The sequence below is a fragment of the Mesorhizobium sp. M1403 genome, assembly GCF_040317695.1.
In the GTDB taxonomy this organism is placed as follows: domain Bacteria; phylum Pseudomonadota; class Alphaproteobacteria; order Rhizobiales; family Rhizobiaceae; genus Mesorhizobium.
The window spans coordinates 223471-244851 of record NZ_JAMYKY010000004.1; the positions used below are offsets into that span (position 1 = coordinate 223471).

Sequence of the window (21381 nt, forward strand, 5' to 3'; positions counted from 1 at the left end):
ATCGGCCAATGAGAGAGAAGTTCGCTTCAGGCGGTGCCGAGGACGGGACCAGAGGGGTCGATAAATGTTCGAATCTGCTGTCCAGGCAATCACCCGGCGATTCGCCGGGGAATTTCGGCAGGTCGTATCCGCGAAAGTTCTGTAATGCAGATTGCGGCGAGCATCCCGGCAGAGGATTCCAAGCGGCGCGTCCTGAAGGATGTCTTCGGCTTCGATGATTTTCGTCTCGGCCAGGCGGCCGTGATGGAGGCGCTGCTGGCCGGGCATCATGTACTGGCCGTCATGCCGACGGGTGCGGGCAAATCGCTCTGCTACCAGGTCCCGGCGCTGGTGCTGGGCGGGCTCACCATTGTCGTTTCGCCGCTGGTAGCGCTGATGCAGGACCAGGTCGCCGCATTGCGCCTTGCCGGTGTGGCGGCCGATACGATCAATTCCTCGCTCGACCGCGATGCCAATGTCGCTGCATGGCGCCGCGTCGCGGCAGGGCAGACACGGCTGCTCTATCTTGCGCCGGAGCGGCTGATGACCCCGCGGATGCTCGAGGCGTTGACCAAGCTCGATGTCCGGCTGATCGCCATCGACGAGGCACATTGCATCTCGCAATGGGGACCGGCGTTCCGGCGCGAATACGAAGAATTGTCGCGGCTGCGCGGCATCTTCCCCGATGTGCCGATCATTGCGCTGACGGCGACTGCGGACGAGACGACGCGCACCGACATTGCCGCGCAACTGTTCGACGGGCGCGTCGATACCGTGGTGCTCGGCTTCGACCGACCGAACATCAAGCTAAGCATCGAGCCCAAGCAGGACAGCAAGCGCCAATTGCTGAATTTCGTGCAGCGCCATGCCGGCCGAAGCGGGATCGTCTATTGCCTGTCGCGCAAAAAGACCGAAGAGATGGCGGCGTTCCTCGAGCGGAACGGCGTACGCGCGCTCGCCTATCATGCCGGCATGAGCAAGGACGCGCGTGAAGCGAATCAAAACGCTTTCATGACCTTGTCCGGGGTGGTGATGATGGCGACCATCGCCTTCGGCATGGGGATCGACAAGCCGGACGTCGCCTATGTCTTCCACACCGACCTGCCGGGCAGCTTGGAAGCCTACTATCAGGAAATCGGGCGGGCGGGCCGCGACGGGCGGGCGGCCGAGGCGCATATGCTCTTCGGTCTCGGCGACATCCGTATGCGCCGGCTTTTCATCGACGACGAGGGCGCACCGGCGGAGCACAAGAGGCGCGCGCATGGCCGGCTCGATACGTTGATCGGCTATTGCGAGACGGCGCAGTGCCGCCGCCAGATCCTGCTTGGCTATTTCGGCGAAAGTGCTTCGCCTTGCGGCAATTGCGACAACTGCCTCGACCAGGCGCCGCATGCGGATGGCGACGCCGAGGCGCGGATCATCCTGGCAGCGATCACACAGACCGGCGAGCGCTTTGGCGCTGCCCACGCTGTCGATGTCCTGCTCGGCCATGAGACCGAGAAGGTCCTGGCCAGGAACCACCACAGGCTTGCCAGCTTCGGCACCGGTGTGGCGCATAAGAAGAGTCTCTTGCTGTCGCTGCTTCGCCAACTCGTCGCGGGAGGGTTCCTGACATTGGACTCAGCCGGCCATGGCGGCCTCGCCGTCGCCGAGAAAGGCCGTGAACTCGCCCGGGGCGAGGCTTCATTCCGGTATCGCGTGGACGCGCGCCAGTCATCGCGAGGCAAGATACGTCCTGTGGATACCGCAGCAGGCACGGAAGGTCTGGATTCGGCGCTGCTGGCCGCGCTCAAGGCGGTACGGCTGCGTCTTGCCCGGGAACGCCAAGTGCCGGCCTTCGTGATCTTTTCGGATCGTACGCTGATCGATATGGCCGAACGCTGCCCGCGTGATCTGGACGCCTTCGCCGCGGTCAACGGCGTCGGCGCCGCCAAGCTCAAGGATTTCGGCGAGATATTCCTCGGCGCGATCGCTGCGCATCAGTCCGGTGTGGCGGGCTGAAGACCCACTTCAGTGACGCAATCAGCACCTGCTTCGTCTCGCCGCCGCAATCGCAGCCTCCTGCTGCCGCAAGCGCTCGATCTTCGCGCTCTGGCGGGCAGCGACCGTCGAGGCGACACGCTGCCCTCCCCACAGCCAATCCGGAATGTTGGTGTGGACGACTTTGCCGCGAGCGATGGCTGTTGCCGACATCTCGTCAGCGACCGTGCCGATCGCCACGTTGAGCTCGACGCAACTCATCTTGTCGTATTTCGCAGCATCAAAGGATGCAGGCAAAGGCGATGCACAACTTCCGACAAACATCAGGCTGCATATCACAGGCGTGGCCATGGAGATCGGCTTCATTCTCTTATCAAGCACGTTGATGCCGGACAGACGAATATCGGAGGATGCTCGACCTGGGGCCGCGAAGCACTCCCGAGGTTCCGCGTAACTGAAGCATGTGACCTCTACAACCCTCTGTCCTGACCGTCCTATTTGTCCTCGAAGAATTCCGAGAGAACCGCTGCTATCGTGTCGGGGTGCTCTTCTGGGAAAAAGTGCCCGCCTTGGACAGCGCGTCCTTCCACTCTGTCAGCCCATTTCCTCCAGATAGCCAGCGGCCCGCCTTCTTGCGCATACCAGTTCTCCAGGGCGCCTTCGCCACTCCATAGCGCCATTAGCGGGCACTCGATGCGACGACCGTTTGCCTGGTTCAGCGCGTCATGTTCACGATCGATCGTCGCAGCGGCGCGATACTCTTCGCAGATCGCATGAATATGCGCGGGATCGCGAAGCGCATCAACATAGGCGTCCCTGACCTCTTTGGAGACCATTTTCGTCGACGATCCCCATTGCGTTATTGCATCGTCGACGACTGCATCGGGAGCCGCGCCGATCAGACGTTCCGGCAGGGGCTCCGGCTGGGCAAGCAGGCTCCAGGGCCAGAAGCCGAGCGCCAGTCTGGCATCCGCCCGATCCCATGTTGCGGCGGTGGGGACGATGTCGAGGACGGCGATTTTGAGCACTTTGTCGGGATGGTCGAGCGCCAGGCGATAGGCAACCCGCCCGCCGCGATCATGCCCGGCAACCATGAACCGCTCAAACCCCAGCTGCTTCATGGCTTGAACCATGTCGCCGGCCATGGCGCGCTTGGCGTATTGGCTATGATCGGCAGAGGAAACCGGGCATCCGCTTTGGCCATAGCCTCGAAGGTCGGCGGCGACCACCGTGAAGCGGGGCGCCAAGGCTGCGGCGATATCCCTCCACATCAGATGCGTCTCTGGAAAACCGTGAAGAAGCAGCAGCGGCGGACCGGTGCCACCGACCCTTGCGAAAATGGTCGTATAGTCCAGTCGCAAGCTGGTGGCTCTGAAACCTGCAAACACCGTCAGCCTCCTCCGGCGCCGTCAGACAAACTCTCTAAGGGCGCTAACGGTCGCCTGAGGCGAAAACCCCGGCCGCGATGGCCAGGGTTCAAGCCGGCCAATTGCTAGAATCGAAACCAGACCCAGACGCGCCTGCGGAAGCACCGCCTGCGCCGATAGCCATTCCGCCAGTAAACGCGACAGACCCTTCTCCAAGCACGCCGGCGGCGCCGGCGCGGCCGGTGCCACCGGCGATGATAGACTGGTTGCAACTCTGCTTGAGTATCGTCGTCGAAGGTCTCGACGTCCGGCGCCTCGAGTTCATCGAGAATACCGTTTCTGGCAGTTGGAACGCCGGCCACTGCGTTGATTGGCCGAACCGTGCTTGCAAGGGCCGCGGCCCCGGCAATGCCAAACATTCCTGTCAAAAATAGTCGCCGATCCATGGAAACCTCCCAATCTTCAACCAGCGATAGAACAAGGCTAACGATGGGGAGATAGCGCAGTCGGTGCAAACGCCTAGTGCCGCGCGGCGATTGCGATGATCCGGTCGGCCGAAGGGTGTCGCCTTCTCCTCGAAGTGGGACGGCTACTTCGATCGACAAACAATCGGCGCTTTTTTGAATTGATGGCGGCCGAGACACAAGGAACATCGAATGACGTCTGCGCCATAGCCACCCAATTCCACGCTACTGCTCTCGCTTTGGTCGTTGCGTTGCAATAGGGCTTGACTGCCATCCTACCAGAAGGTAGGTAAGGGCATGGGCAACGTGTCTACTACCTCCGACGACATCCTGGCTTGTGCGCGTTCTCTGATCGTCGCTGGCGGCTACAACGGTTTCAGTTATGCCGACATCGCTGATGTGGTCGGGATTCGTAAGGCGAGCATCCATCACCATTTCCCAAGCAAGGTCGATCTGGTCCGAACGCTGGTTGCGCGGTATCGGGAAGAAGCTGAAGCGGGGATGGCGAATCTCGAACTTCAGGTCTCCGATCCGCTCGAACAGCTTCAGGACTACGCTGGCTATTGGGAAGTCTGCATCGCGGATGCCAGCGCTCCGTTTTGTATCTGCGCGCTGTTGGCAAGCGAACTCCCCGTGCTGCCCGAGGAAGTTGGCCTTGAGGTCCGGGCGCATTTCCGCTCCCTGTCGGCTTGGCTGACATCCGTGCTGGAGCGCGGTGCGCGGCTCGGCCGATTCCAACTGATGAGTACCCCTCGTGCCGAGGCTGAAGCGTTCATGGCGACTGTCCACGGCGCGATGCTTTCGGCACGGGCCTATGGCGATCCGAAGATATTCGCCGTCGTGACACGCCCGCTCCTGGAGCGGCTCGCTCCGCGTTCCCTCCAGATACAATCCTAAGATCTCAACTAACCATAGCCGTAACGGCTCTGCGACGTTCGTCGAGAGCCCTACCTACTAGTCGAAAGGACATCCAATGACGGTTCACAATAGCGATCTTTCCCGCGCCAGCCAGGAACAATGGCTCAAGCTCTATTACTTCGCACGGACGGCGGTCTCGGCTGTCTGGGTGGCGGCTGCCTTTACAGTGGGACAGAATTCCGGGGTGGCGGCGGCGGTTTTGCTCGTGGCTTATCCTGCATGGGATGCCCTCGCCAATTTTGTCGACGCATCGCGCAGCGGAGGATTGGGACAGAATCGCCCCCAGACCATCAACGTCGTGGTCAGTGTGGCGACAACGCTCGCGGTCGTTGTTGCGCTGAAGATGAGCATGAATTGGGTGCTCGGGGTGTTCGGCCTATGGGCGATCCTGTCTGGCCTGCTTCAACTCGGCACCGCGGTCCGCCGTTGGAAGAGCTCTGGCGCGCAGTGGGCGATGATCCTGAGCGGAGGGCAATCAGCACTGGCAGGCACGTTTTTCATCGCGCAGGCGCGGATGCCGATGCCGCCATCCATCACCAACGTGGCCGGCTATGCCGCAGTAGGCGCCCTCTACTTCCTGGTTTCGGCGGTGTGGCTGAGTGTGAGCCAATTGCGGCGGAAGGCCGCATAGCCCGCCATCTTGAGCCATCACCGACCCGATCAGAGGGCTGCCAGCTGCTAGTATCGGTTCGCCAAACACAACGACCCGCCCTTATCCTTAAGGACCGATATGTTTGGAATTTCACCACCCGGCTGGGGGCTAGCCGCTCATCCAAGGCATCTCGATCGCGCCGAACGATACAGCGATCCCGAGGGCCATCAGCGCAATGCCCAAAGCAACTTCGAAGCGGCGGCCGCGCTGCAGCAGCTTCTCGACGAAGACGACCAGCGTCAACAGCAGCATCCAGGCGACGCTCATGATGCCCACCGCGACCAGCACGGCAAACAGCGCCCAGCAGCAACCAAAGCAATAGAGCCCGTGCCGCAGCCCCATCTCGAGTGCGCCAACCCGCCCGTCGCGCCAATGCTGCGCAACGAAAGCGAGCGGCGAACGGCAATGGCTGAGGCAAATGTGCTTGAGGGTCGTGAATTGGTAGAGTCCGGCGACGCCAAGCGTGATACCGAGCGCGAGCGGCGCCCATTTCGAACGCTGAGGCGGATCGAGGCTGGTCGCAAACTCGCTTCCGAACTGGACCAGGACATACACGAGAAGGCCCGCCGCCGCCCAGACGAGCATGTAACCCGCGACGAATATCCACGTCGGGATGGCAACGTGCTGTTCGCGCATGGCCTGCGCCGCCGCGAACATAAAGATCATGGGCGCGGCCGCCGGCAGCATCATGGCAGCCATCATCACCGTCCATACAGCAAGAAAGGCGGCGGCGCCGGCGAGTGACCAGCCGTCGGCGGCAATTCCGGCCATCGCCATGCCGGCCATGCCTTCCATACCCTCCATCCCGCCGCGCACCGCAATGCCCATAGGCATATCCATGCTGAGGGTCAGCGCCCACGCCGCCGCTGTTAGCACGACGAGCGATGCGAGAAGGCCGAGCGGCATGCCACGCAAATTCCGGAGCCGCGACGATTTCCCGGGGAACGCGTCAGGCATCGGCACGTCCCTAGTTCGGGCCGGTCCAGTCGAACGGAATGTGTTTGCTCGAGCGCGCCGTGCCCGTCCAGTCGAGCCCGAAGCCTTTGGTGCTCACCTCGACCGAACGCCCCCAGGTGGCAACCTGGCCCGGGCCGACCTCCGAGCCCGGCGGGTTGATCGTCTGCACCCGCTTACCGGGTGGTGTTGTGGGACCTGAAAGCGCTTCCGCATGCCCGACGACGAGGCCAGGAATCTCGACCCGCCAGGTGGCAAGGTCGCCCGCCACCTCGAAAGTGATCGGCACGAACTCCATGCCACGCATCTCGCCGATGTTGGCGGCAAAACCCGCCGGCCAGCCGCCAGCCTGCCCGCCGAAGATCGCCTGCAGGGCTTCACGTTGCCGCTCGTTCGCCTTCTCGTCGAGGTACATGCCCATCACGGCCTTTGCCTCGCCGGCCCATAGATTGCCTTCGAACTCGCCGAGCGCCACCAGCGACAGGCCGTCGAGCTTCACGTCGCCATACTGACCCTCGCGTACATGCCAGGCGAGCACGCCCTGGCAGTGATTGCCGGTCGGCCGCTGGGCGAACTCGCAAGGGCAAGGGATGTCGCAGCTGCAGATGTCGAACCAGTCGCCTGCGAGCCGCCATTGAGGCACTGCATTCATGGCTCTTCCTCCCGGAATGTAGCGCCATTTATACGTCGAAGGCGGGGCGCACTCCAGCAGTTAGTGCATCGCTCGCTGATTTTTGGTGGACTTGACGCCCCAAACACAAGTCACCGCGTTGATCAGCAACTGCTCGCGACGGAACCCAGCCACCATCCAGTGCGACCACGAAAGTGGTTTCTTGCTCCGTTCCATGTGCTCGATGAGGTCGTGGGTAGGTTCGCGACGGGTCGATCACCAAATACACGATCCAGCTGACGCTCGCTTGACCCACATTGCGAACCGACAACCTTCCGCAACACCGCTCGGTTGCTTGGTCAACGACCTAGTGGGCCAAGGGTTAACGCCGGGCTGCAATTGAGCTCCGCGGCTTCACGAGCATTTATGGCTGAGTTCGGCAGGCCAAATCAAAAAATGAAGTTAGTATCACTGGCGGAGAGGGAGGGATTCGAACCCCCGATGGGCTTGCACCCATGCCGCATTTCGAGTGCGGTGCATTCGACCACTCTGCCACCTCTCCGCGGTCATGGTCCGCCGTTGCCGGCGCGGCGCACTAGATAACGGCTGGACAGACAGGTTACAAGGGCCAATCTGCCCCGGCGCCGCAGGTTCCCGTCCGTGCTGCGTTCAAAGCTGCGGTGCCCGATGTTCCATGTTTGCCGGACTGGGCTCAGCCCATTCGCAGCTTGCCCGCGGCGCTTGCCTTGACTCAAGCCGAACCTTCGGTTAGGGACAGCGCGCAATCGGCGTGGAGGGATCTTCCGCGCCGCTTGTTTTTTGAACCCGCAGACTGACAAAAAGACGGCCGAACCGCCTCAGGCGGTTCATCAAGGCCGACCGAACAGCGAAAGGCAAAAAATGTTCGCAGTCATCAAAACGGGCGGCAAGCAGTATCGCGTTGCCGCCAACGATCTCCTGAAGATCGAAAAACTCGAAGCCAATGTCGGCGACATCGTCGAAATCGGCAATGTGCTCGCGCATGGCGAAGGCGAGAACGTCACGTTCGGCGCGCCGTTCGTCGATGGTGCGATGGTCACCGCCGAAGTCGTCGAGCAGGGCAAGAACCGCACGGTCATCGCCTTCAAGAAGCGTCGCCGGCAGAATTCGCGCCGCAAGATCGGCCATCGCCAGCTTTTGACCACTGTCAGGATCGCCGAGATCCTGCTGGGTGGCGCCAAGCCGGCGAAGAAGACCGCCGCCAAGACCGAAGCGAAGGCCGAAGTTGCCGCCAAGACCGAGGCGAAGACTGAAGCCGCGCCGAAGGCCGCAGCCAAGGCAGAGGCTGCGCCGAAGAAGGAAGCCAAGGCCGAGGCAAGTGAAGCCGCCGCGCCGTTGTTCAAGGCGCCGAAGGGCGAGCCGGACGATCTGACGGTGATCAAGGGCATCGGCCCGGTTGCCGCCGGCCAGCTCAACGAACAGGGCATCACCACCTTCGCCCAGATCGCCAAGCTGTCCGACAAGGATGTCGCCAAGATCGACGAGCACATGCCGTTCAGCGCCGACCAGATCAAGGACTGGCGCGAGCAGGCCAAGGAATTGGCGAAGAAGTAGAACGAACCGGCGCAATCGTCGCCGGATCGGACTTGAAACGGAACGCGAACGCGTTCATAAGATCGTTTAGGCGCCTTGCGGCGCATCGGAGTAGTTAGATGGCACACAAGAAAGCTGGCGGATCGTCGCGCAATGGTCGCGACTCCCATTCCAAGCGGCTCGGCGTGAAGAAGTTCGGCGGCGAAGCCGTGATTCCGGGCAACATCATCATTCGTCAGCGTGGCACGACGTGGCATCCCGGCACCAATGTCGGCATTGGCACGGACCACACGCTGTTTGCGCTGGAAGCTGGCGCAGTCACCTTCAACAAAAAAGCCAATGGCCGAACCTACGTATCGGTGAACCCGATGACGAAGGCAGCGGAGTAGCCGGTTCCGCAAGAGAACACCGGCACCCATCTCGGGACCGGTGTCTGGCCAAGCCAGGAAATGGATCAGGGGAGATGGGTTTCCATCTCCCCTTTTTCTTGCCTGGAGGACTGACATGGTTGTCGAAGCGGAAGTGACAGACGACGAAAGTTACGCGATAGATTGCCCGGTCCTGGTCACCGAGCGGCTGGTCATGCGGGCCCCGCGTGAAAGCGACATCGAGCAATTGGTGGCGCTCGCCGATAACCGCCATGTCGCGGAAATGCTGGCCCGCATGCCGCATCCCTATGGCGAGGCCGAGGCACGCGCTTTCCTGGCCATGACGGCATCGCGCCGGGCCGGAATCGCCTATGCGTTGACGCTGGCCGGCACCGAGACCTTCGTCGGCTGTGCCGGGCTCAACACCAAGGATCGCGGGCTGGAGCTCGGCTATTGGATCGGCGAGCCGTACTGGAAACGCGGCTACGCGACGGAGGCAGCGCACGCACTGGTCGACCTTGCCTTCCAGAGAACCACGATCCAGGTGCTGCACGCCTCGACGCGGGTGATCAATCCGGCCTCGCGCCGGGTCATCCACAAATGCGGCTTCCAGTATGCCGGCCAGGGCATGCTGAATTCGATCGTTGCCGGCCAGGTGCCGGTCGAGCGCTACCGCCTCGATCGCAAGACCTGGACCAGCCTCAGGAATTGGGTGCATTTTTGATGGATGCGGCTCACGCCATCTCGACCCAGACCGGCAAGTGATCCGAACCGGCCGCTTGCCGGTCGACCCACAGGCGCCTCAGCGATTTGGTAAGCGAGGCGCTGGTGAAGATGTAGTCGATGCGCTTGTGGCGGCTGGCATCGCCCGGCCGCTTGGGGTCGACCCAGGTGACGAGATCGGCGCCGGCCGCGCCGAGGCGCGCGGCGGCATCGACGGCGAGGTCGGCGGTCACCGGCATGCCGAATTCATGGTCAGGCTGGCCGGCGAGTTCGACGTGTTCCGGCGATCCGGCGAGCATGTTGAAGTCGCCCATGACGACGAAGGCTTCGGGACAAGGCAAGTCCGGTAAGCCGATCTCGGCGACGCCGGAGAGCCCACCGCCCTCGAGCGGGTAGTTCAACAGGCGTTGGCGCAGAAAGCGGATCTGGCTCAGGCGTTCGACCGGGCTGCGATGGTCGAGATGAGTGGAATAGAAGCGGACGAAGCCAAGCGGCGTTTCGATCAGCGCCTCCAGCGCGCCGCGCTGGAAGTTCATCGCCTCGAAACTGCGGCTGCGCGGCAAAAGGAGATTGCGCGACAGATGGATCGGCGTTCTCGACAGCACCATGTTGCCGAGCTGGAAGGTGGTCGTGATGGCGCGGCCGTTCTCCAGGCGCGATCCGGCGTCGGCTTCGAAATTGCTGCCGTAGACGGCAAAATAGTCGGGCAGCGCCTCGCCGAGCTCGGCCACCATGTCGCGGCCGCCATTCTTCGGGTTGGCGCGGGTGACCTCCTGCAGCGCGATCACGTCGGCGCCGCGCACCGCATCGGCGATGCGACCGACATCATAGCGGCCGTCGAGGCCGATGCCGTAGTGGATATTGTAAGTTACCAGCTTCATTCCGACATCTCGCGCTTGGAAAGCCGAAGATCGATTTTCGGCAAGGGTCAACCAAATGCTACGCGTCCAGAGATACGCGCGACGTTACAGTAGCAAAAACGGCCCTCGCCCTTCGACCCGCCTTGCTTTAGAGCAATCCCGCAAAGCCAATAGCAGAAACCATACAATCCGATGAAATTTCTCGATCAAGCCAAGGTCTACATCCGCTCCGGCGACGGCGGCGCCGGTTCGGTGTCGTTCCGGCGCGAAAAGTTCATCGAGTTCGGCGGCCCGGACGGCGGCGACGGCGGCCGCGGCGGCGATGTCTGGGTGGAGGCGGTCGACGGACTAAACACGCTGATCGACTATCGCTACCAGCAGCATTTCAAGGCCAAGACCGGGACGCACGGCATGGGCCGCAACATGACCGGCGCCAAGGGTGCCGACGTGACGCTGAAAGTGCCGGCCGGAACACAGGTCTTTGCCGAGGACAATGAGACGCTGATCTGCGATCTGACGGTCGTCGGCCAGCGCTTCCTGTTGGCCAAGGGCGGCAATGGCGGCTTCGGCAACCAGCATTTCAAGACCTCGACCAACCAGGCGCCGCGCCGCGCCAACCCCGGACTGCCGGGCGAAGAGCTCAATATCTGGCTCAGGCTGAAGCTGATCGCCGATGCCGGCCTGGTCGGGCTGCCCAATGCCGGCAAGTCGACCTTCCTGGCGGCCGTCACCGCGGCCAAGCCGAAGATCGCCGACTATCCCTTCACCACGCTGCATCCGGGCCTTGGCGTGGCCCGCATCGACGGGCGCGAATTCGTCATTGCCGACATTCCCGGCCTGATCGAAGGCGCGCATGAAGGCGTCGGCATCGGTGACCGCTTTCTCGGCCATGTCGAACGCACGCGCGTCCTTCTGCACCTCGTCTCGGCGCAGGAAGAAAATCCGGGCAAGGCCTACAAGACCGTGCGCGCCGAACTCGACGCCTATGGCAACGGGCTGACCGACAAGGTCGAGATCGTCGCTCTTTCGCAGGTCGACATACTCGATGCCGACGCACGCAAAAAGAAGGCCGCCTCGCTGAAACGCGCCGCCGGCCGCGCGCCGATGCTGCTTTCGGCGGTCACCGGCGAGGGCGTCGAGGCGGTGTTGCGCGCGCTGATGGCTGTGGTGGCGGAGGCGCGCGAAGCTGTCGCTGCGCCGGTCGAGACGCGCTGGAACGCATAGCCATGGCCGCGCAATCGCTGAAAAATTATCGGCGCATTGCCGTCAAGATCGGCTCGGCGCTGCTTGTCGACCGCACGACGGGCCTGGAGCGCGACTGGCTGGCCTCGCTTGCCGACGACATCGCCGTGCTGGCCAATGGCGGCGCCGAAATTCTCGTTGTGTCTTCCGGTGCGATTGCACTTGGCCGCACCATCCTCGGCCTCGGCAAGCGGGCGCTGAAGCTCGAGGAGAGCCAGGCGGCGGCCGCCGTCGGGCAGATCGCCTTGGCCGGCGCCTGGTCGGATGCGCTCGGCAAGAATGGTTTGAAATCGGGCCAGATCCTGTTGACGCTCGGCGACACGGAAGAGCGCCGCCGTTATCTCAACGCGCGGGCGACGATCTCGACGCTGCTCAAGATGAAGGCGGTGCCGGTCATCAACGAGAACGATACGGTGGCCACCTCCGAAATCCGTTATGGCGATAACGACCGGCTGGCGGCGCGCGTCGCCACCATGATGGGCGCCGACCTTTTGGTGCTGCTCTCCGACATTGACGGGCTCTACACGGCACCGCCTGCGCGTGACCCGCACGCTCGGTTCATTCCGATCGTCGACCGCATCACCCCCGACATCGAGGCGATGGCGGGTGCCGCCGCTTCGGAATTGTCGCGCGGCGGCATGCGCACCAAGCTCGATGCCGGCAAGATTGCAACCGCCGCCGGCACCGCCATGATCATCACATCAGGCACGCGGCTGTCGCCGCTGCTGGCAATCGAGCGCGGCGAGCGCGCCACCTTCTTCCGGCCGAGCAGCAGCCCGGTCAAAGGTTACAAGACCTGGATCGCCGGGCAGCTCGAACCGGCTGGCCGGCTGACCGTCGATGCCGGCGCCATCGGCGCGCTGCTCTCCGGCAAGTCGCTGCTGCCGGCCGGCGTCAAATTGGTCAGCGGCAATTTTGCGCGTGGCGACACGGTGGCGATCCTGTCGCCCGAGGGCCGCGAGATAGCGCGCGGGCTGGTTGCCTATGATGCCGCCGATGCCGTAAGGATCGCTGGGCTGAAGACGACCGAGATCGAAACCGTGCTCGGCTACGAGGCGCGTTCGGCGATGATCCACCGCGACGACCTTGTGGTGAGCCATGCCGGTGGTGAGCAAGTAGTCGGTGACCAGGTTACATAGCGGAGGATGAGCCATGCTGACGCTGCATGAAAAATCCCGGGATGACACCGTCGCGCTGATGGCCGATATCGGCCGCCGCGCGCATGCCGCGGCCCGACCGCTGGCCATCGCAGCGGCCGAGCGCAAGCACAAGGCGCTGGTCGGCATGGCTCAGGCGATCCTTCGGCATGAGCAGGATATCCTCGACGCCAACGCAATCGACATCAGAAATGGCGAGGAGGCTGGCCTATCGGCAGCGTCGATGGATCGGCTGAAGCTCGATCCCGTCCGCATCCGCGCCATGGCAGACGGCATCAGCGAGATCGCCGAGTTGCGCGACCCAATCGGCGAAATCATTGCTGGATGGGACCGGCCGAACGGGTTGCACATCGAACGGGTGCGCACGCCGCTAGGCGTCATCGGCGTCATCTATGAGAGCCGGCCGAACGTGACCGCCGATGCCGGTGCGCTCTGCCTCAAGGCGGGCAATCCGGTGATCCTGCGCGGCGGCTCGGATTCAGCGAATTCTTCCGCCGCGATCCATGCCTGCCTGGTCGAGGGGCTGAAGGCAGCCGGGCTGCCGGAGGATGCCATACAATTGGTGCCGACCACCGATCGCGCCGCCGTCGGCGAAATGCTGAAAGGGCTTTCCGGCAATCTCGAGGTCATCATTCCGCGCGGCGGCCGCAGCCTGGTCGAGCGTGTGCAGAAGGAGGCGCGGGTGCCGGTCTTCGCCCATCTCGAGGGCATCTGCCATCTCTATATCGACCGATCGGCTGATCTCGACATGGCGGTCAAGATCGCGGTCAATGCCAAGATGCGGCGCACCGGGGTGTGCGGCGCTGCCGAGACGCTGCTGGTCGACCGTGCCGTCGCCGTCACGCACCTGGTGCCGATCCTCGAGGCCCTACGGGCGGCAGGATGCGAGATCCATGCCGATGCCGAGGTGCTGAGGCTTTATGCCGATGCCCAGCCCGCGACCGATGCAGACTGGGTGACCGAATATCTCGACGCGATCATCGCTGTGAAGCTGGTCGACGGCATTGGCGGCGCGATCGAGCATATCGAGACGTTCTCCTCGCATCACACCGAGGCGATCGTCGCCGAGGACGCCACAGCGGTCGACCGGTTCTTCAACGAGGTCGATTCGGCGATCCTTCTGCACAACGCCTCGACCCAGTTTGCCGATGGCGGCGAATTCGGCATGGGCGCCGAAATCGGCATCGCCACCGGCAAGATGCATGCCCGCGGACCGGTCGGCGTCGAGCAACTGACGTCGTTCAAATATCGTGTACGCGGGTCGGGACAGGTGAGGCCTTGAAGCTTTGTGTTCAAAGAACCTGAAGCCTTGCGCCCAGCCACCCCCCTCTGTCCTGCCGGACATCTCCCCCTCAAGGGGGGAGATCAGCTCTCGTTCGCGATTTCGCCAATTGCCGGGCGGGCAGAATTCAAGCTGTCATTGAAGCTGACAATCTCCCCCCTTGAGGGGGAGATGCCCGGCAGGGCAGAGGGGGGTGCCTGACGCATGCTTGCCTTGTCCGAACATGCCATATCCTCCCGTTACCTCAAGATGCCGCATGCCGGGAAAGGCGTGGCGGTCGGGCTGTTTGGCGGTTCGTTCAATCCGCCGCACGCCGGGCATGCGCTGGTCGCCGAGATCGCACTCAGACGCCTTGCTCTCGACCAGCTGTGGTGGATGGTGACGCCCGGCAATCCGCTCAAGAACGCTGGTGAACTTGCGCCGCTGGCCGAGCGGCTGCAGCTGTCTGAAAAGATCGCCAAGAACCCGAAGATCAAGGTCACCGCCTTCGAGGCGGCCCACCACGTCCGCTTCACCGCCGACACGCTGGCGTTGGTCAAGGCGCGTAACCCCGGCGTCGATTTCGTCTGGATCATGGGGGCCGATTCGCTTCGCGACTTCCACCGCTGGCAGCGCTGGCGCCGTATCGTGATGACGTTCCCGATCGCGGTGGTCGACCGGCCAGGTGCGACGCTGTCGTTCCTGTCGTCCGTGGTCGCCAAGACTTTCGACTATGCCCGCGTCGACGAAGGCGACGCACCGCGGCTCGCCCGCATGAACGCGCCGGCCTGGACCTTCATCCACGGCCCGCGTTCGTCGCTGTCGTCGAGCGCGATCCGCAATGTGGCAAAGGGCTGAGCGGGCGGAAGGCAAGTCCAGCCATGTCGCATTTGCCGCTGCCTTGACCTGCTTGATGGGCGATCCTCGGTCATGACGATTCTCGAGCGCGACCAGGACAAGAACGGTCTAGGGCAGCCGGCGCCCTCGATCGCCATTGCCAGCATCCTCTTGTCGATGGCGCTGATCGCCGTCGGCAATGGGCTCATGTTCGCCTATATCCCAGTCCGGCTCGGCGCCGAGGGCTTCGATCCGACTTGGGCGGGGCTGATCGTCACCGGCCTTTCGGCTGGCGGCCTCGCTGGCTGCATCCTGACCGGGCCGCTGGTGCGGCGTGTCGGCCATGCCCGCGTGTTCATGGTACTGTCGGCGCTGATCGTGCTGTCCAACGCCGCGGTCGGCGCCGGGCCGCACCCATTGCCATGGATCGCTGCACGGGCGCTCTACGGCTTTGCCATATGCGGCCTGTTCATTGTCGCGCAGAGCTGGCTGAACGATGTCGTCGCAAACGCCATCCGCGGCCGGGTCATGGCTATCTTCTACGTTGCCTATGTCGCCGGACTCGGCGTCGGCTATTCGACGCTGGCGTTGATCGATATCCGCGCGGCCGATGCGCCGCTGATCGGCATTGCCTTCACCGCGCTGTCGATCCTTCCCGTCGGGCTGACGCGGCTCGCGCAGCCACCGGCGCCGCAAGCGGCGTCGGTGGCGCTCGGCCGCGCCTGGCGAATCTCGCCGGTCGGCGTTGCCGGCATGCTTGCCGTCGGCGGCCTGTCGATGACGATTTCGGGTTTTGCGCCAATCCATGCCACCGCCAGAGGCTACAGCCAGGCCGACGTCGCCTTGCTGCTTTCGGCAATGCCGGTCGGCACGCTGATCCTGCAGATTCCCCTCGGCTGGATTTCCGACCGCACCGACCGGCGCTTTGTGCTGATCGCGGCGTCGGCGCTTGCCGCCGCGGCGGGCCTGTTTGCACTGGGTTTCGACGGTGGCGCTCTGGCGACGCTGCTCGTCATCTACGTGGTCTGGGACGGCGCCTCGGAATCGATCTATTCGCTGGCCAGCGCCCATGCTGGCGACCGCGCCGGCAAGGACGACATGGTGGCGCTGTCGAGCTCGCTCTTGTTTGCCTGGTCGCTGTCCGGCTTCGTCGTGCCCGGCATTGTGACCGGGCTTTCCGCCATCTATGGCACGCAGGCCTTCATCTATGTGGCAATCGTCATTGCCGCCGCCTACTGCTTGTTCGTTCTCTGGCGCGTCGGCATGGTGCGGCCCGTGCCCGCCACCGAGACCGGCAGTTTCGCGCCGATGACGGCGCAGGCGCCGTTGCCTGTCGATCTCGCCTTCGCGCCCGAAGATCAGCGCGGGCGCGGAGAGCTTTGAGGGCCATCTGCGGGCTGGCTTCAAATGCTCTATTGCTGCGTGGCTGAGGCCTCCGGCTGCGGCGCTTGCGGCGCCGGCGCCGGAATTGAAAGGCCTTCGGCATCGAACGCCTGCTTGACACTCTTGGTGAGGTCGATCTGGGCGGCGAAGAAATCGGCAGCCGCCGTCCAGTAGCGCAAGGTGATGGCGACGGTGCTGTCCCCGACAGTCGCGACAAAGGCGATCGGCGCCGGCTGCCGCCTGACGCGCCGGTCGGCGGCGGCGACACCGAGCATGGTCTTTTGCGCGAAATCGATGTCGTTCCACGAGCCGATGCTGAGCGTGATGTCGCCGCGGCGCACACCATTGCGGGTGAAATTGCGGACCGGCTGGTTCCACAGGGTCGAGTTAGGTGCAAGCACGTAGACACCTTCGACCGTCCTCAGCGTTGTTGCAAACAGCCCGATCTCCTCGACGGTACCGGATATGGCGCCGACCTCGACATATTCGCCGATGCGGAACGGCCGCAGCGCCAGCAGCATGATGCCAGCGGCAATGTTCTGCAGCGTGCCTTGCAGCGCCAGACCGATGGCTAGGCCGGCGGCACCGATGGCGGCAATGATCGAAGCCGTCTGCACGCCGAACTGGCCGAGAACCATGATCACGACAAGCCCGAGGATGGCGTAGCGGACGACCTGCGAGAAGAAATGGCGGAGCGTTTCGTCGAAGCCGTGAACGTGGCCGAGGCCGGCATAGATCGAACGCTCGGCGAGGCCGGCGACGATGTAGCCGATGACCAGCAGGATGACGGCGCCGACCGCCGAAAGCGAGTAGGAGACGATCAGCGTGCTGAGTTGCGCCAGGCCGGATTGCACGGTGAGGAGGGCGTTCTGAGGATCGATCGGCATGTCGGGATTCCGGTTCGTGGATGAGCCGATAACCGCTGCGGGGCGAGGCGGTTCCGAATTTCTGGCCCGGAAAAGCCGCATATTCGGCCGTTACCGGGCGTCTGCTTGCGAGCGGTGTCTTGAAACTGCAACCTAACTCTGCCTATCTAAGCAGTGTCACCTGATTTGAAAGGTGATTTGGTTGTTCTTGCTGCGAAAGGAAATACACTGAGAACAGCACTGCGGAAGAAGGCCGACATCGTGCCTTCGCCGGCCGGGATCAGCGTAAACGACGCCGTGTCCCGCGCCATCAAGACAGTCCTTGCCAGTCTGGAAGACTCCAAGGCCGAAAACATCGTCTCAATCGACATTCAGGGGAAATCGAGCCTCGGCGACTACATGGTCGTCGCGTCGGGCCGATCGCACCGTCATGTCTCGGCTGTCGCCGATCATCTCCTCAAGGCGCTCAAGGATGCCGGGCTCGGCACGGCGCGCGTCGAGGGGCTGGCTGGCGCCGACTGGGTCCTGATCGATTCGGGCGACATCATCGTCCATGTCTTCCGTCCCGAGGTCCGCGACTTCTACAATCTCGAAAAGATGTGGCAGGCGCCGGATCTTGAGGAAGAGACCCTCCACTGAGCCGTATTCGTCTTGATGCATGTCGTTGTGCGACACGCATCAGCGGCTCTCCGAGGTAGGGATGAAGATTACCGTTCATGCCGTGGGCCGAATGAAAGCCGGCCCCGAGAAGCAGTTGGCCGACCGCTATTTCGAGCGTTTCGCCAAGAGCGGCCCTGCCGTAGGCCTCGAATTCGCCGGGATCGCCGAGATTGCCGAAGGCCGCGCGCAGACGGCCAATGAGCGCCGGCGCGAGGAAGGCCAGAAGCTGCAGACGCACTTGCAACCGGGCACGGCGCTGATGCTGCTGGATGAGCGCGGCAAGAACCTTTCCTCCGAGGATTTCGCCGGCCGCATAAGCTTGCTGCGCGATGGCGGGCGCAAGGCGCTGGTGATCGCCATTGGCGGCGCCGACGGCCATGACCAGTCGCTGCGTGACTTGGCTGATCTGACGGTGTCGCTCGGCGCTCTGACCTGGCCGCATCAGCTGGTCCGCGTCATGCTGGGCGAGCAGCTTTACAGGGCGGCCACGATCCTTTCCGGCCACCCCTACCATCGTTCATGAAGCCGGTTCGATCAGCGAATTGACGCCAGCCGCCCGGATTTCTGCCCCAATGCTCATCGACAGTTTGGGCTCATAGGGGTTTGCGGATGGCGGCCGGGCTCGAACATGGTTGATGGTTCGTTAACGAAGCCGCGCATAGAGTTGGGCTTCAATGTCTGAAGACTGGAAATCACGAACGGGCTCCTGGCGCGTGCGCTACGGCATCGCAGCGGCGGTGATCGTGGTTTCGCTCGGGATCGCGCGGGCTGAGAACACGCTCGACCTGGCGCCGGACCCGGACCAGAGCCGCGCCGAATACGAAAAGGTATCGAAAGAGATCACGCTGTCGTCCGAGCGGCTGGCCAAGCTCGCCGCCGACATAGCGGCGGTCAAGAAGGACCATGCCTCGATCACCGCGGCACTGATCCAGTCGGCGATGACCGAGCAGAAGCTCGGCCAGGACATCGAGGACATTGGCGGCAAGCTGGAAGGGCTGAAGGCGCAGGAGCAGAAGATACGCGCCTCACTGGCCGCCAGACGTGACGTTCTGGCCGAAGTGCTCGGCGCGCTGCAGCGCATGGGGCTCAATCCGCCGCCGGCGATCCTGGTCAAGCCGGAGGACGCATTGTCGTCGGTGCGCAGCGCCATCCTGCTCGGTGCCGTGGTGCCGGAACTGCGCCAGCAGACCGACATGTTGCTGGCCGATCTCAAAGAGCAGTCGCGGGTGACGGCCTCGATCGAGGCCGAGCGGGCGCGGCTGACGGCAGCGGTCGGCGAGCAGGCGGCGGAAAAAAAGCGGCTCGGCATGCTGCTCGAAGCCAAGCAGAAGCTCGCCGCCGATACGCAAACCGCGCTGGCCGCCGAAAAGCAACGGTCCGCGACGCTGGCGGCCAAGGCCGGCAGCCTGAAAGAGCTGATCGCATCGCTCGAGGCCGACAGGGCCCGCAAGGCGGCGGATGCGGCCAAGGCAGCCGAGCAAAAGACGGTGGACGCCGACAAGGGCCCGGCATCGGCCCCGGCGCCAACGGAACTGGCCTCGCTGCCGGTGCCGGAGAGCAACAGGCTCACCGCTGCTGCGCCGTTTTCCGCGCTTCAAGGGCAGATCGCGCTGCCGGTCACCGGCAGGATCAAGCGGCGCTTCGGGGCCAACGACGGTAACGGCGCGGTGATGCTCGGTGACATGGTTGCGACACAATCGGGAGCCATCGTCACAGCGCCGGCGGATGGAAACGTGCTTTATGCGGGGCCTTTCCGCTCTTACGGTCAACTCTTGATCCTGAATGCGGGTGACGGCTATCATGTCGTCCTAGCGGGGATGAGCAGAATCAGCGTCGCGTCTGGCCAGTCGGTGCTCGCAGGTGAGCCGGTCGGCGCGATGGGAGAGGCCCGGGTGGCGAGCACCTCGGCATCGAAGAATGGAAATGCCACGCCGGAGCTCTATGTCGAGTTCCGCAAGGATGGAAAACCCGTCGATCCGGCCCCATGGTGGGCGGACCGTTTTTCTGGAAGGACGTGAATGATGCGGAAACTGTCGCTTCTGTTTGCCGGTGCGCTGATGGGTGCATCGGCGATGAGCCTGGTCTATGGCGCGCCCGGCTCGACGGCAAAGGCTGCGGGCTCCGAGACCTATAAGCAACTGGCGATCTTCGGCGATATCTTCGAGCGGGTGCGGGCGAATTATGTGACGCCGCCCGACGACAAATCGCTGGTCGAAAATGCCATTAACGGCATGCTGTCCTCGCTCGACCCGCACTCCTCCTACATGAATGCCGAAGAAGCGCAGGACATGCGCGTGCAGACCAAGGGCGAGTTCGGCGGCCTCGGCATCGAGGTCACCATGGAGAACGACTTGGTCAAGGTGATCACGCCGATCGACGATACGCCGGCCGCCAAGGCTGGCGTGCTCGCCGGCGACTATATCGCCAAGATCGACGGCGAGGAGGTTCGCGGCCTGACCCTCAACGACGCCGTCGAGAAGATGCGCGGGCTGGTCAACACACCGATCAAGCTCACCATCCTGCGCCAGGGCGCCGACAAGCCGATCGAACTGACGGTCGTGCGCGACATCATCAAGGTAAAGGCGGTGAAGTTCCGGGTCGAAAACGACATCGGCTACATGAAGATCACCTCCTTTACCGAAAAGACCTATGACGACCTCGAGAATGCCATCGACACCATCAAGAAGCAGGTGCCGAACGACAAGCTCAAGGGTTACGTGCTCGACCTGCGCCTCAATCCGGGCGGTTTGCTCGACCAGGCGGTGAGTGTGTCGGATGCCTTCCTCGACCGTGGCGAGATCGTCTCGACGCGCGGCCGCGATCCGAAGGACGTCACCCGCTTCGACGCGCGGGCCGGCGACGACATCGGCGGCAAGCCGCTGATCGTGCTCGTCAATGGCGGCTCGGCCAGTGCCTCGGAAATCGTTGCCGGCGCGCTGCAGGATCTGCGCCGCGCCACGGTGGTCGGCACGCAGTCCTTCGGCAAGGGTTCGGTGCAGACCATCATTCCGCTTGGCGAGAACGGGGCGCTGCGGTTGACGACGGCGCTCTATTACACACCGTCCGGCAAGTCGATCCAGGGCAAGGGCATCACGCCCGATATCAAGGTTGACCAGCCGCTGCCGGCGGAACTGCAGGGCAGGGACCTGACGCGCGGCGAATCCGACCTCAAGGGCCATATCAAGGGCGCCGACGAAGGCACGACCGGTTCGGGCTCGGCAGCCTATGTGCCGCCGGAACCGAAGGACGATTTGCAGCTCATCTATGCCGAGCAGCTGCTGCGCGGCCAGAAGACCGATCCGGCGTTCCCACCGAATCCGCAGAAGGCCGTGTTGAACCAATAAGGGCAGGCAACCCGGGCCAAACAGGTCTGGCTGCCTGAGCGAAGCGATGCGATGCTGCCGGGGCCGCGAGGCTCCGGCAGTTTGATTCGGGGCCGCGGCCGGCATGCTGCGCGTCCAGTGAAGCGAGGGGACGCGCCGACATTTTGGATTTGCGCCTCCGGAGGTTTCACTTCGGAGATGCGCG

The 21381-nt window shown here is 63.5% G+C and carries 21 protein-coding genes and 1 tRNA gene; 15 read left to right on the forward strand and 7 right to left on the reverse strand.

Annotation, left to right across the window (positions count from 1 at the left end; all coding sequences use genetic code 11):
- Positions 1-144 precede the first annotated feature (144 nt).
- Positions 145-1980 carry a DNA helicase RecQ gene (gene recQ / locus NKH01_RS10605; RefSeq protein WP_353020123.1) on the forward strand — a complete coding sequence of 612 codons (1836 nt, stop codon included), beginning with the start codon at positions 145-147 and terminating at the stop codon, positions 1978-1980.
- Positions 1981-2001: 21 nt separating this feature from the next.
- Here recQ and NKH01_RS10610 read toward each other — a convergent pair whose 3' ends face one another.
- Both NKH01_RS10610 and NKH01_RS10615 read right to left on the reverse strand, forming a co-directional pair.
- The gene (locus tag NKH01_RS10610; protein WP_245278615.1) at positions 2002-2256 is read right to left on the reverse strand and encodes a hypothetical protein; all 255 of its coding nucleotides are present in this window, start codon (positions 2254-2256) and stop codon (positions 2002-2004) included.
- Between the two features lie 197 nt (positions 2257-2453).
- The gene (locus NKH01_RS10615) at positions 2454-3347 is read right to left on the reverse strand and encodes an alpha/beta fold hydrolase (protein WP_023719689.1); all 894 of its coding nucleotides are present in this window, start codon (positions 3345-3347) and stop codon (positions 2454-2456) included.
- Positions 3348-4087: 740 nt separating this feature from the next.
- On the opposite strand from NKH01_RS10615, the gene NKH01_RS10620 reads away from it, so the two are divergent.
- Positions 4088-4687 (forward strand): TetR/AcrR family transcriptional regulator, encoded by a 600-nt coding sequence (locus tag NKH01_RS10620; protein WP_353020124.1) that lies wholly within the window; start codon positions 4088-4090, stop codon positions 4685-4687.
- 76 nt (positions 4688-4763) lie between these two features.
- Entirely contained in the window at positions 4764-5339 is a 576-nt protein-coding gene (locus NKH01_RS10625; RefSeq protein ID WP_353020125.1) for a DUF308 domain-containing protein, read from the forward strand.
- A 129-nt stretch (positions 5340-5468) separates the two neighbouring features.
- Here NKH01_RS10625 and NKH01_RS10630 read toward each other — a convergent pair whose 3' ends face one another.
- From NKH01_RS10630 to NKH01_RS10640, 3 genes are all read right to left on the reverse strand, one after another.
- The gene (locus NKH01_RS10630) at positions 5469-6317 is read right to left on the reverse strand and encodes a DUF2182 domain-containing protein (protein ID WP_352787943.1); all 849 of its coding nucleotides are present in this window, start codon (positions 6315-6317) and stop codon (positions 5469-5471) included.
- Between the two features lie 10 nt (positions 6318-6327).
- Entirely contained in the window at positions 6328-6966 is a 639-nt protein-coding gene (locus NKH01_RS10635) for a DUF1326 domain-containing protein (protein WP_023719685.1), read from the reverse strand.
- Positions 6967-7396: 430 nt separating this feature from the next.
- Positions 7397-7486: transfer RNA gene (locus NKH01_RS10640), tRNA-Ser, on the reverse strand.
- A 338-nt stretch (positions 7487-7824) separates the two neighbouring features.
- Here NKH01_RS10640 and NKH01_RS10645 point away from each other — a divergent pair.
- The 3 genes from NKH01_RS10645 (at position 7825) to NKH01_RS10655 (ending at position 9588) form a co-directional block, all read left to right on the forward strand.
- Positions 7825-8517, forward strand: coding sequence for a 50S ribosomal protein L21 (locus tag NKH01_RS10645; protein ID WP_352845244.1), 693 nt, complete (start codon positions 7825-7827; stop codon positions 8515-8517).
- A gap of 98 nt (positions 8518-8615) precedes the next feature.
- Positions 8616-8885, forward strand: coding sequence for a 50S ribosomal protein L27 (gene rpmA / locus NKH01_RS10650; RefSeq protein ID WP_023678077.1), 270 nt, complete (start codon positions 8616-8618; stop codon positions 8883-8885).
- Positions 8886-9000: 115 nt separating this feature from the next.
- A complete protein-coding gene (locus NKH01_RS10655) occupies positions 9001-9588 on the forward strand; it encodes a GNAT family N-acetyltransferase (RefSeq protein ID WP_353020126.1) in 588 nt (195 codons plus the stop codon).
- 10 nt (positions 9589-9598) lie between these two features.
- Here NKH01_RS10655 and NKH01_RS10660 read toward each other — a convergent pair whose 3' ends face one another.
- Positions 9599-10468 carry an endonuclease/exonuclease/phosphatase family protein gene (locus tag NKH01_RS10660; protein ID WP_353020127.1) on the reverse strand — a complete coding sequence of 290 codons (870 nt, stop codon included), beginning with the start codon at positions 10466-10468 and terminating at the stop codon, positions 9599-9601.
- Between the two features lie 171 nt (positions 10469-10639).
- Here NKH01_RS10660 and obgE point away from each other — a divergent pair, with 171 nt between their 5' ends.
- From obgE to NKH01_RS10685, 5 genes are all read left to right on the forward strand, one after another.
- Positions 10640-11671: a GTPase ObgE gene (gene obgE / locus NKH01_RS10665; RefSeq protein WP_023719681.1), complete on the forward strand. Its 1032-nt coding sequence runs from the start codon at positions 10640-10642 to the stop codon at positions 11669-11671.
- A 2-nt stretch (positions 11672-11673) separates the two neighbouring features.
- Positions 11674-12828: a glutamate 5-kinase gene (gene proB, locus NKH01_RS10670; RefSeq protein WP_353020128.1), complete on the forward strand. Its 1155-nt coding sequence runs from the start codon at positions 11674-11676 to the stop codon at positions 12826-12828.
- Positions 12829-12841: 13 nt separating this feature from the next.
- On the forward strand, positions 12842-14128 hold the full coding sequence (locus NKH01_RS10675; protein WP_352480953.1) for a glutamate-5-semialdehyde dehydrogenase: 1287 nt from the start codon (positions 12842-12844) through the stop codon (positions 14126-14128).
- A 249-nt stretch (positions 14129-14377) separates the two neighbouring features.
- Positions 14378-14965 carry a nicotinate-nucleotide adenylyltransferase gene (locus tag NKH01_RS10680; protein ID WP_031194203.1) on the forward strand — a complete coding sequence of 196 codons (588 nt, stop codon included), beginning with the start codon at positions 14378-14380 and terminating at the stop codon, positions 14963-14965.
- Positions 14966-15037: 72 nt separating this feature from the next.
- Entirely contained in the window at positions 15038-16327 is a 1290-nt protein-coding gene (locus NKH01_RS10685; RefSeq protein WP_023719677.1) for an MFS transporter, read from the forward strand.
- 29 nt (positions 16328-16356) lie between these two features.
- Here NKH01_RS10685 and NKH01_RS10690 read toward each other — a convergent pair whose 3' ends face one another.
- On the reverse strand, positions 16357-17214 hold the full coding sequence (locus NKH01_RS10690) for a mechanosensitive ion channel family protein (RefSeq protein WP_023719676.1): 858 nt from the start codon (positions 17212-17214) through the stop codon (positions 16357-16359).
- Positions 17215-17454: 240 nt separating this feature from the next.
- On the opposite strand from NKH01_RS10690, the gene rsfS reads away from it, so the two are divergent.
- The 4 genes from rsfS (at position 17455) to NKH01_RS10710 (ending at position 21197) form a co-directional block, all read left to right on the forward strand.
- Positions 17455-17832 (forward strand): ribosome silencing factor, encoded by a 378-nt coding sequence (gene rsfS, locus NKH01_RS10695; protein WP_023678068.1) that lies wholly within the window; start codon positions 17455-17457, stop codon positions 17830-17832.
- Positions 17833-17893: 61 nt separating this feature from the next.
- Positions 17894-18376 carry a 23S rRNA (pseudouridine(1915)-N(3))-methyltransferase RlmH gene (gene rlmH / locus NKH01_RS10700; RefSeq protein WP_023719675.1) on the forward strand — a complete coding sequence of 161 codons (483 nt, stop codon included), beginning with the start codon at positions 17894-17896 and terminating at the stop codon, positions 18374-18376.
- A gap of 151 nt (positions 18377-18527) precedes the next feature.
- Positions 18528-19871, forward strand: a complete 1344-nt coding sequence (locus NKH01_RS10705; protein ID WP_352494137.1) for a murein hydrolase activator EnvC family protein — start codon at positions 18528-18530, stop codon at positions 19869-19871.
- A complete protein-coding gene (locus NKH01_RS10710) occupies positions 19872-21197 on the forward strand; it encodes a S41 family peptidase (protein WP_023719673.1) in 1326 nt (441 codons plus the stop codon).
- Positions 21198-21381: the final 184 nt, after the last annotated feature.

Bases quoted from the DNA above. Each gene is read 5' to 3' on its own strand.
- NKH01_RS10655 (WP_353020126.1), top strand. From the start codon at position 9,001: ATGGTTGTCGAAGCGGAAGTGACAGACGACGAAAGTTACGCGATAGAT.
- NKH01_RS10680 (WP_031194203.1), top strand. From the start codon at position 14,378: ATGCCGCATGCCGGGAAAGGCGTGGCGGTCGGGCTGTTTGGCGGTTCG.
- NKH01_RS10710 (WP_023719673.1), top strand. From the start codon at position 19,872: ATGATGCGGAAACTGTCGCTTCTGTTTGCCGGTGCGCTGATGGGTGCA.
- proB (WP_353020128.1), top strand. From the start codon at position 11,674: ATGGCCGCGCAATCGCTGAAAAATTATCGGCGCATTGCCGTCAAGATC.
- NKH01_RS10625 (WP_353020125.1), top strand. From the start codon at position 4,764: ATGACGGTTCACAATAGCGATCTTTCCCGCGCCAGCCAGGAACAATGG.
- recQ (WP_353020123.1), top strand. From the start codon at position 145: ATGCAGATTGCGGCGAGCATCCCGGCAGAGGATTCCAAGCGGCGCGTC.
- NKH01_RS10645 (WP_352845244.1), top strand. From the start codon at position 7,825: ATGTTCGCAGTCATCAAAACGGGCGGCAAGCAGTATCGCGTTGCCGCC.
- rlmH (WP_023719675.1), top strand. From the start codon at position 17,894: ATGAAGATTACCGTTCATGCCGTGGGCCGAATGAAAGCCGGCCCCGAG.
- NKH01_RS10705 (WP_352494137.1), top strand. From the start codon at position 18,528: ATGTCTGAAGACTGGAAATCACGAACGGGCTCCTGGCGCGTGCGCTAC.
- NKH01_RS10620 (WP_353020124.1), top strand. From the start codon at position 4,088: ATGGGCAACGTGTCTACTACCTCCGACGACATCCTGGCTTGTGCGCGT.
- NKH01_RS10635 (WP_023719685.1), bottom strand. From the start codon at position 6,966: ATGAATGCAGTGCCTCAATGGCGGCTCGCAGGCGACTGGTTCGACATC.
- rpmA (WP_023678077.1), top strand. From the start codon at position 8,616: ATGGCACACAAGAAAGCTGGCGGATCGTCGCGCAATGGTCGCGACTCC.
- NKH01_RS10630 (WP_352787943.1), bottom strand. From the start codon at position 6,317: ATGCCTGACGCGTTCCCCGGGAAATCGTCGCGGCTCCGGAATTTGCGT.
- obgE (WP_023719681.1), top strand. From the start codon at position 10,640: ATGAAATTTCTCGATCAAGCCAAGGTCTACATCCGCTCCGGCGACGGC.
- NKH01_RS10685 (WP_023719677.1), top strand. From the start codon at position 15,038: ATGACGATTCTCGAGCGCGACCAGGACAAGAACGGTCTAGGGCAGCCG.
- NKH01_RS10660 (WP_353020127.1), bottom strand. From the start codon at position 10,468: ATGAAGCTGGTAACTTACAATATCCACTACGGCATCGGCCTCGACGGC.
- NKH01_RS10690 (WP_023719676.1), bottom strand. From the start codon at position 17,214: ATGCCGATCGATCCTCAGAACGCCCTCCTCACCGTGCAATCCGGCCTG.
- NKH01_RS10675 (WP_352480953.1), top strand. From the start codon at position 12,842: ATGCTGACGCTGCATGAAAAATCCCGGGATGACACCGTCGCGCTGATG.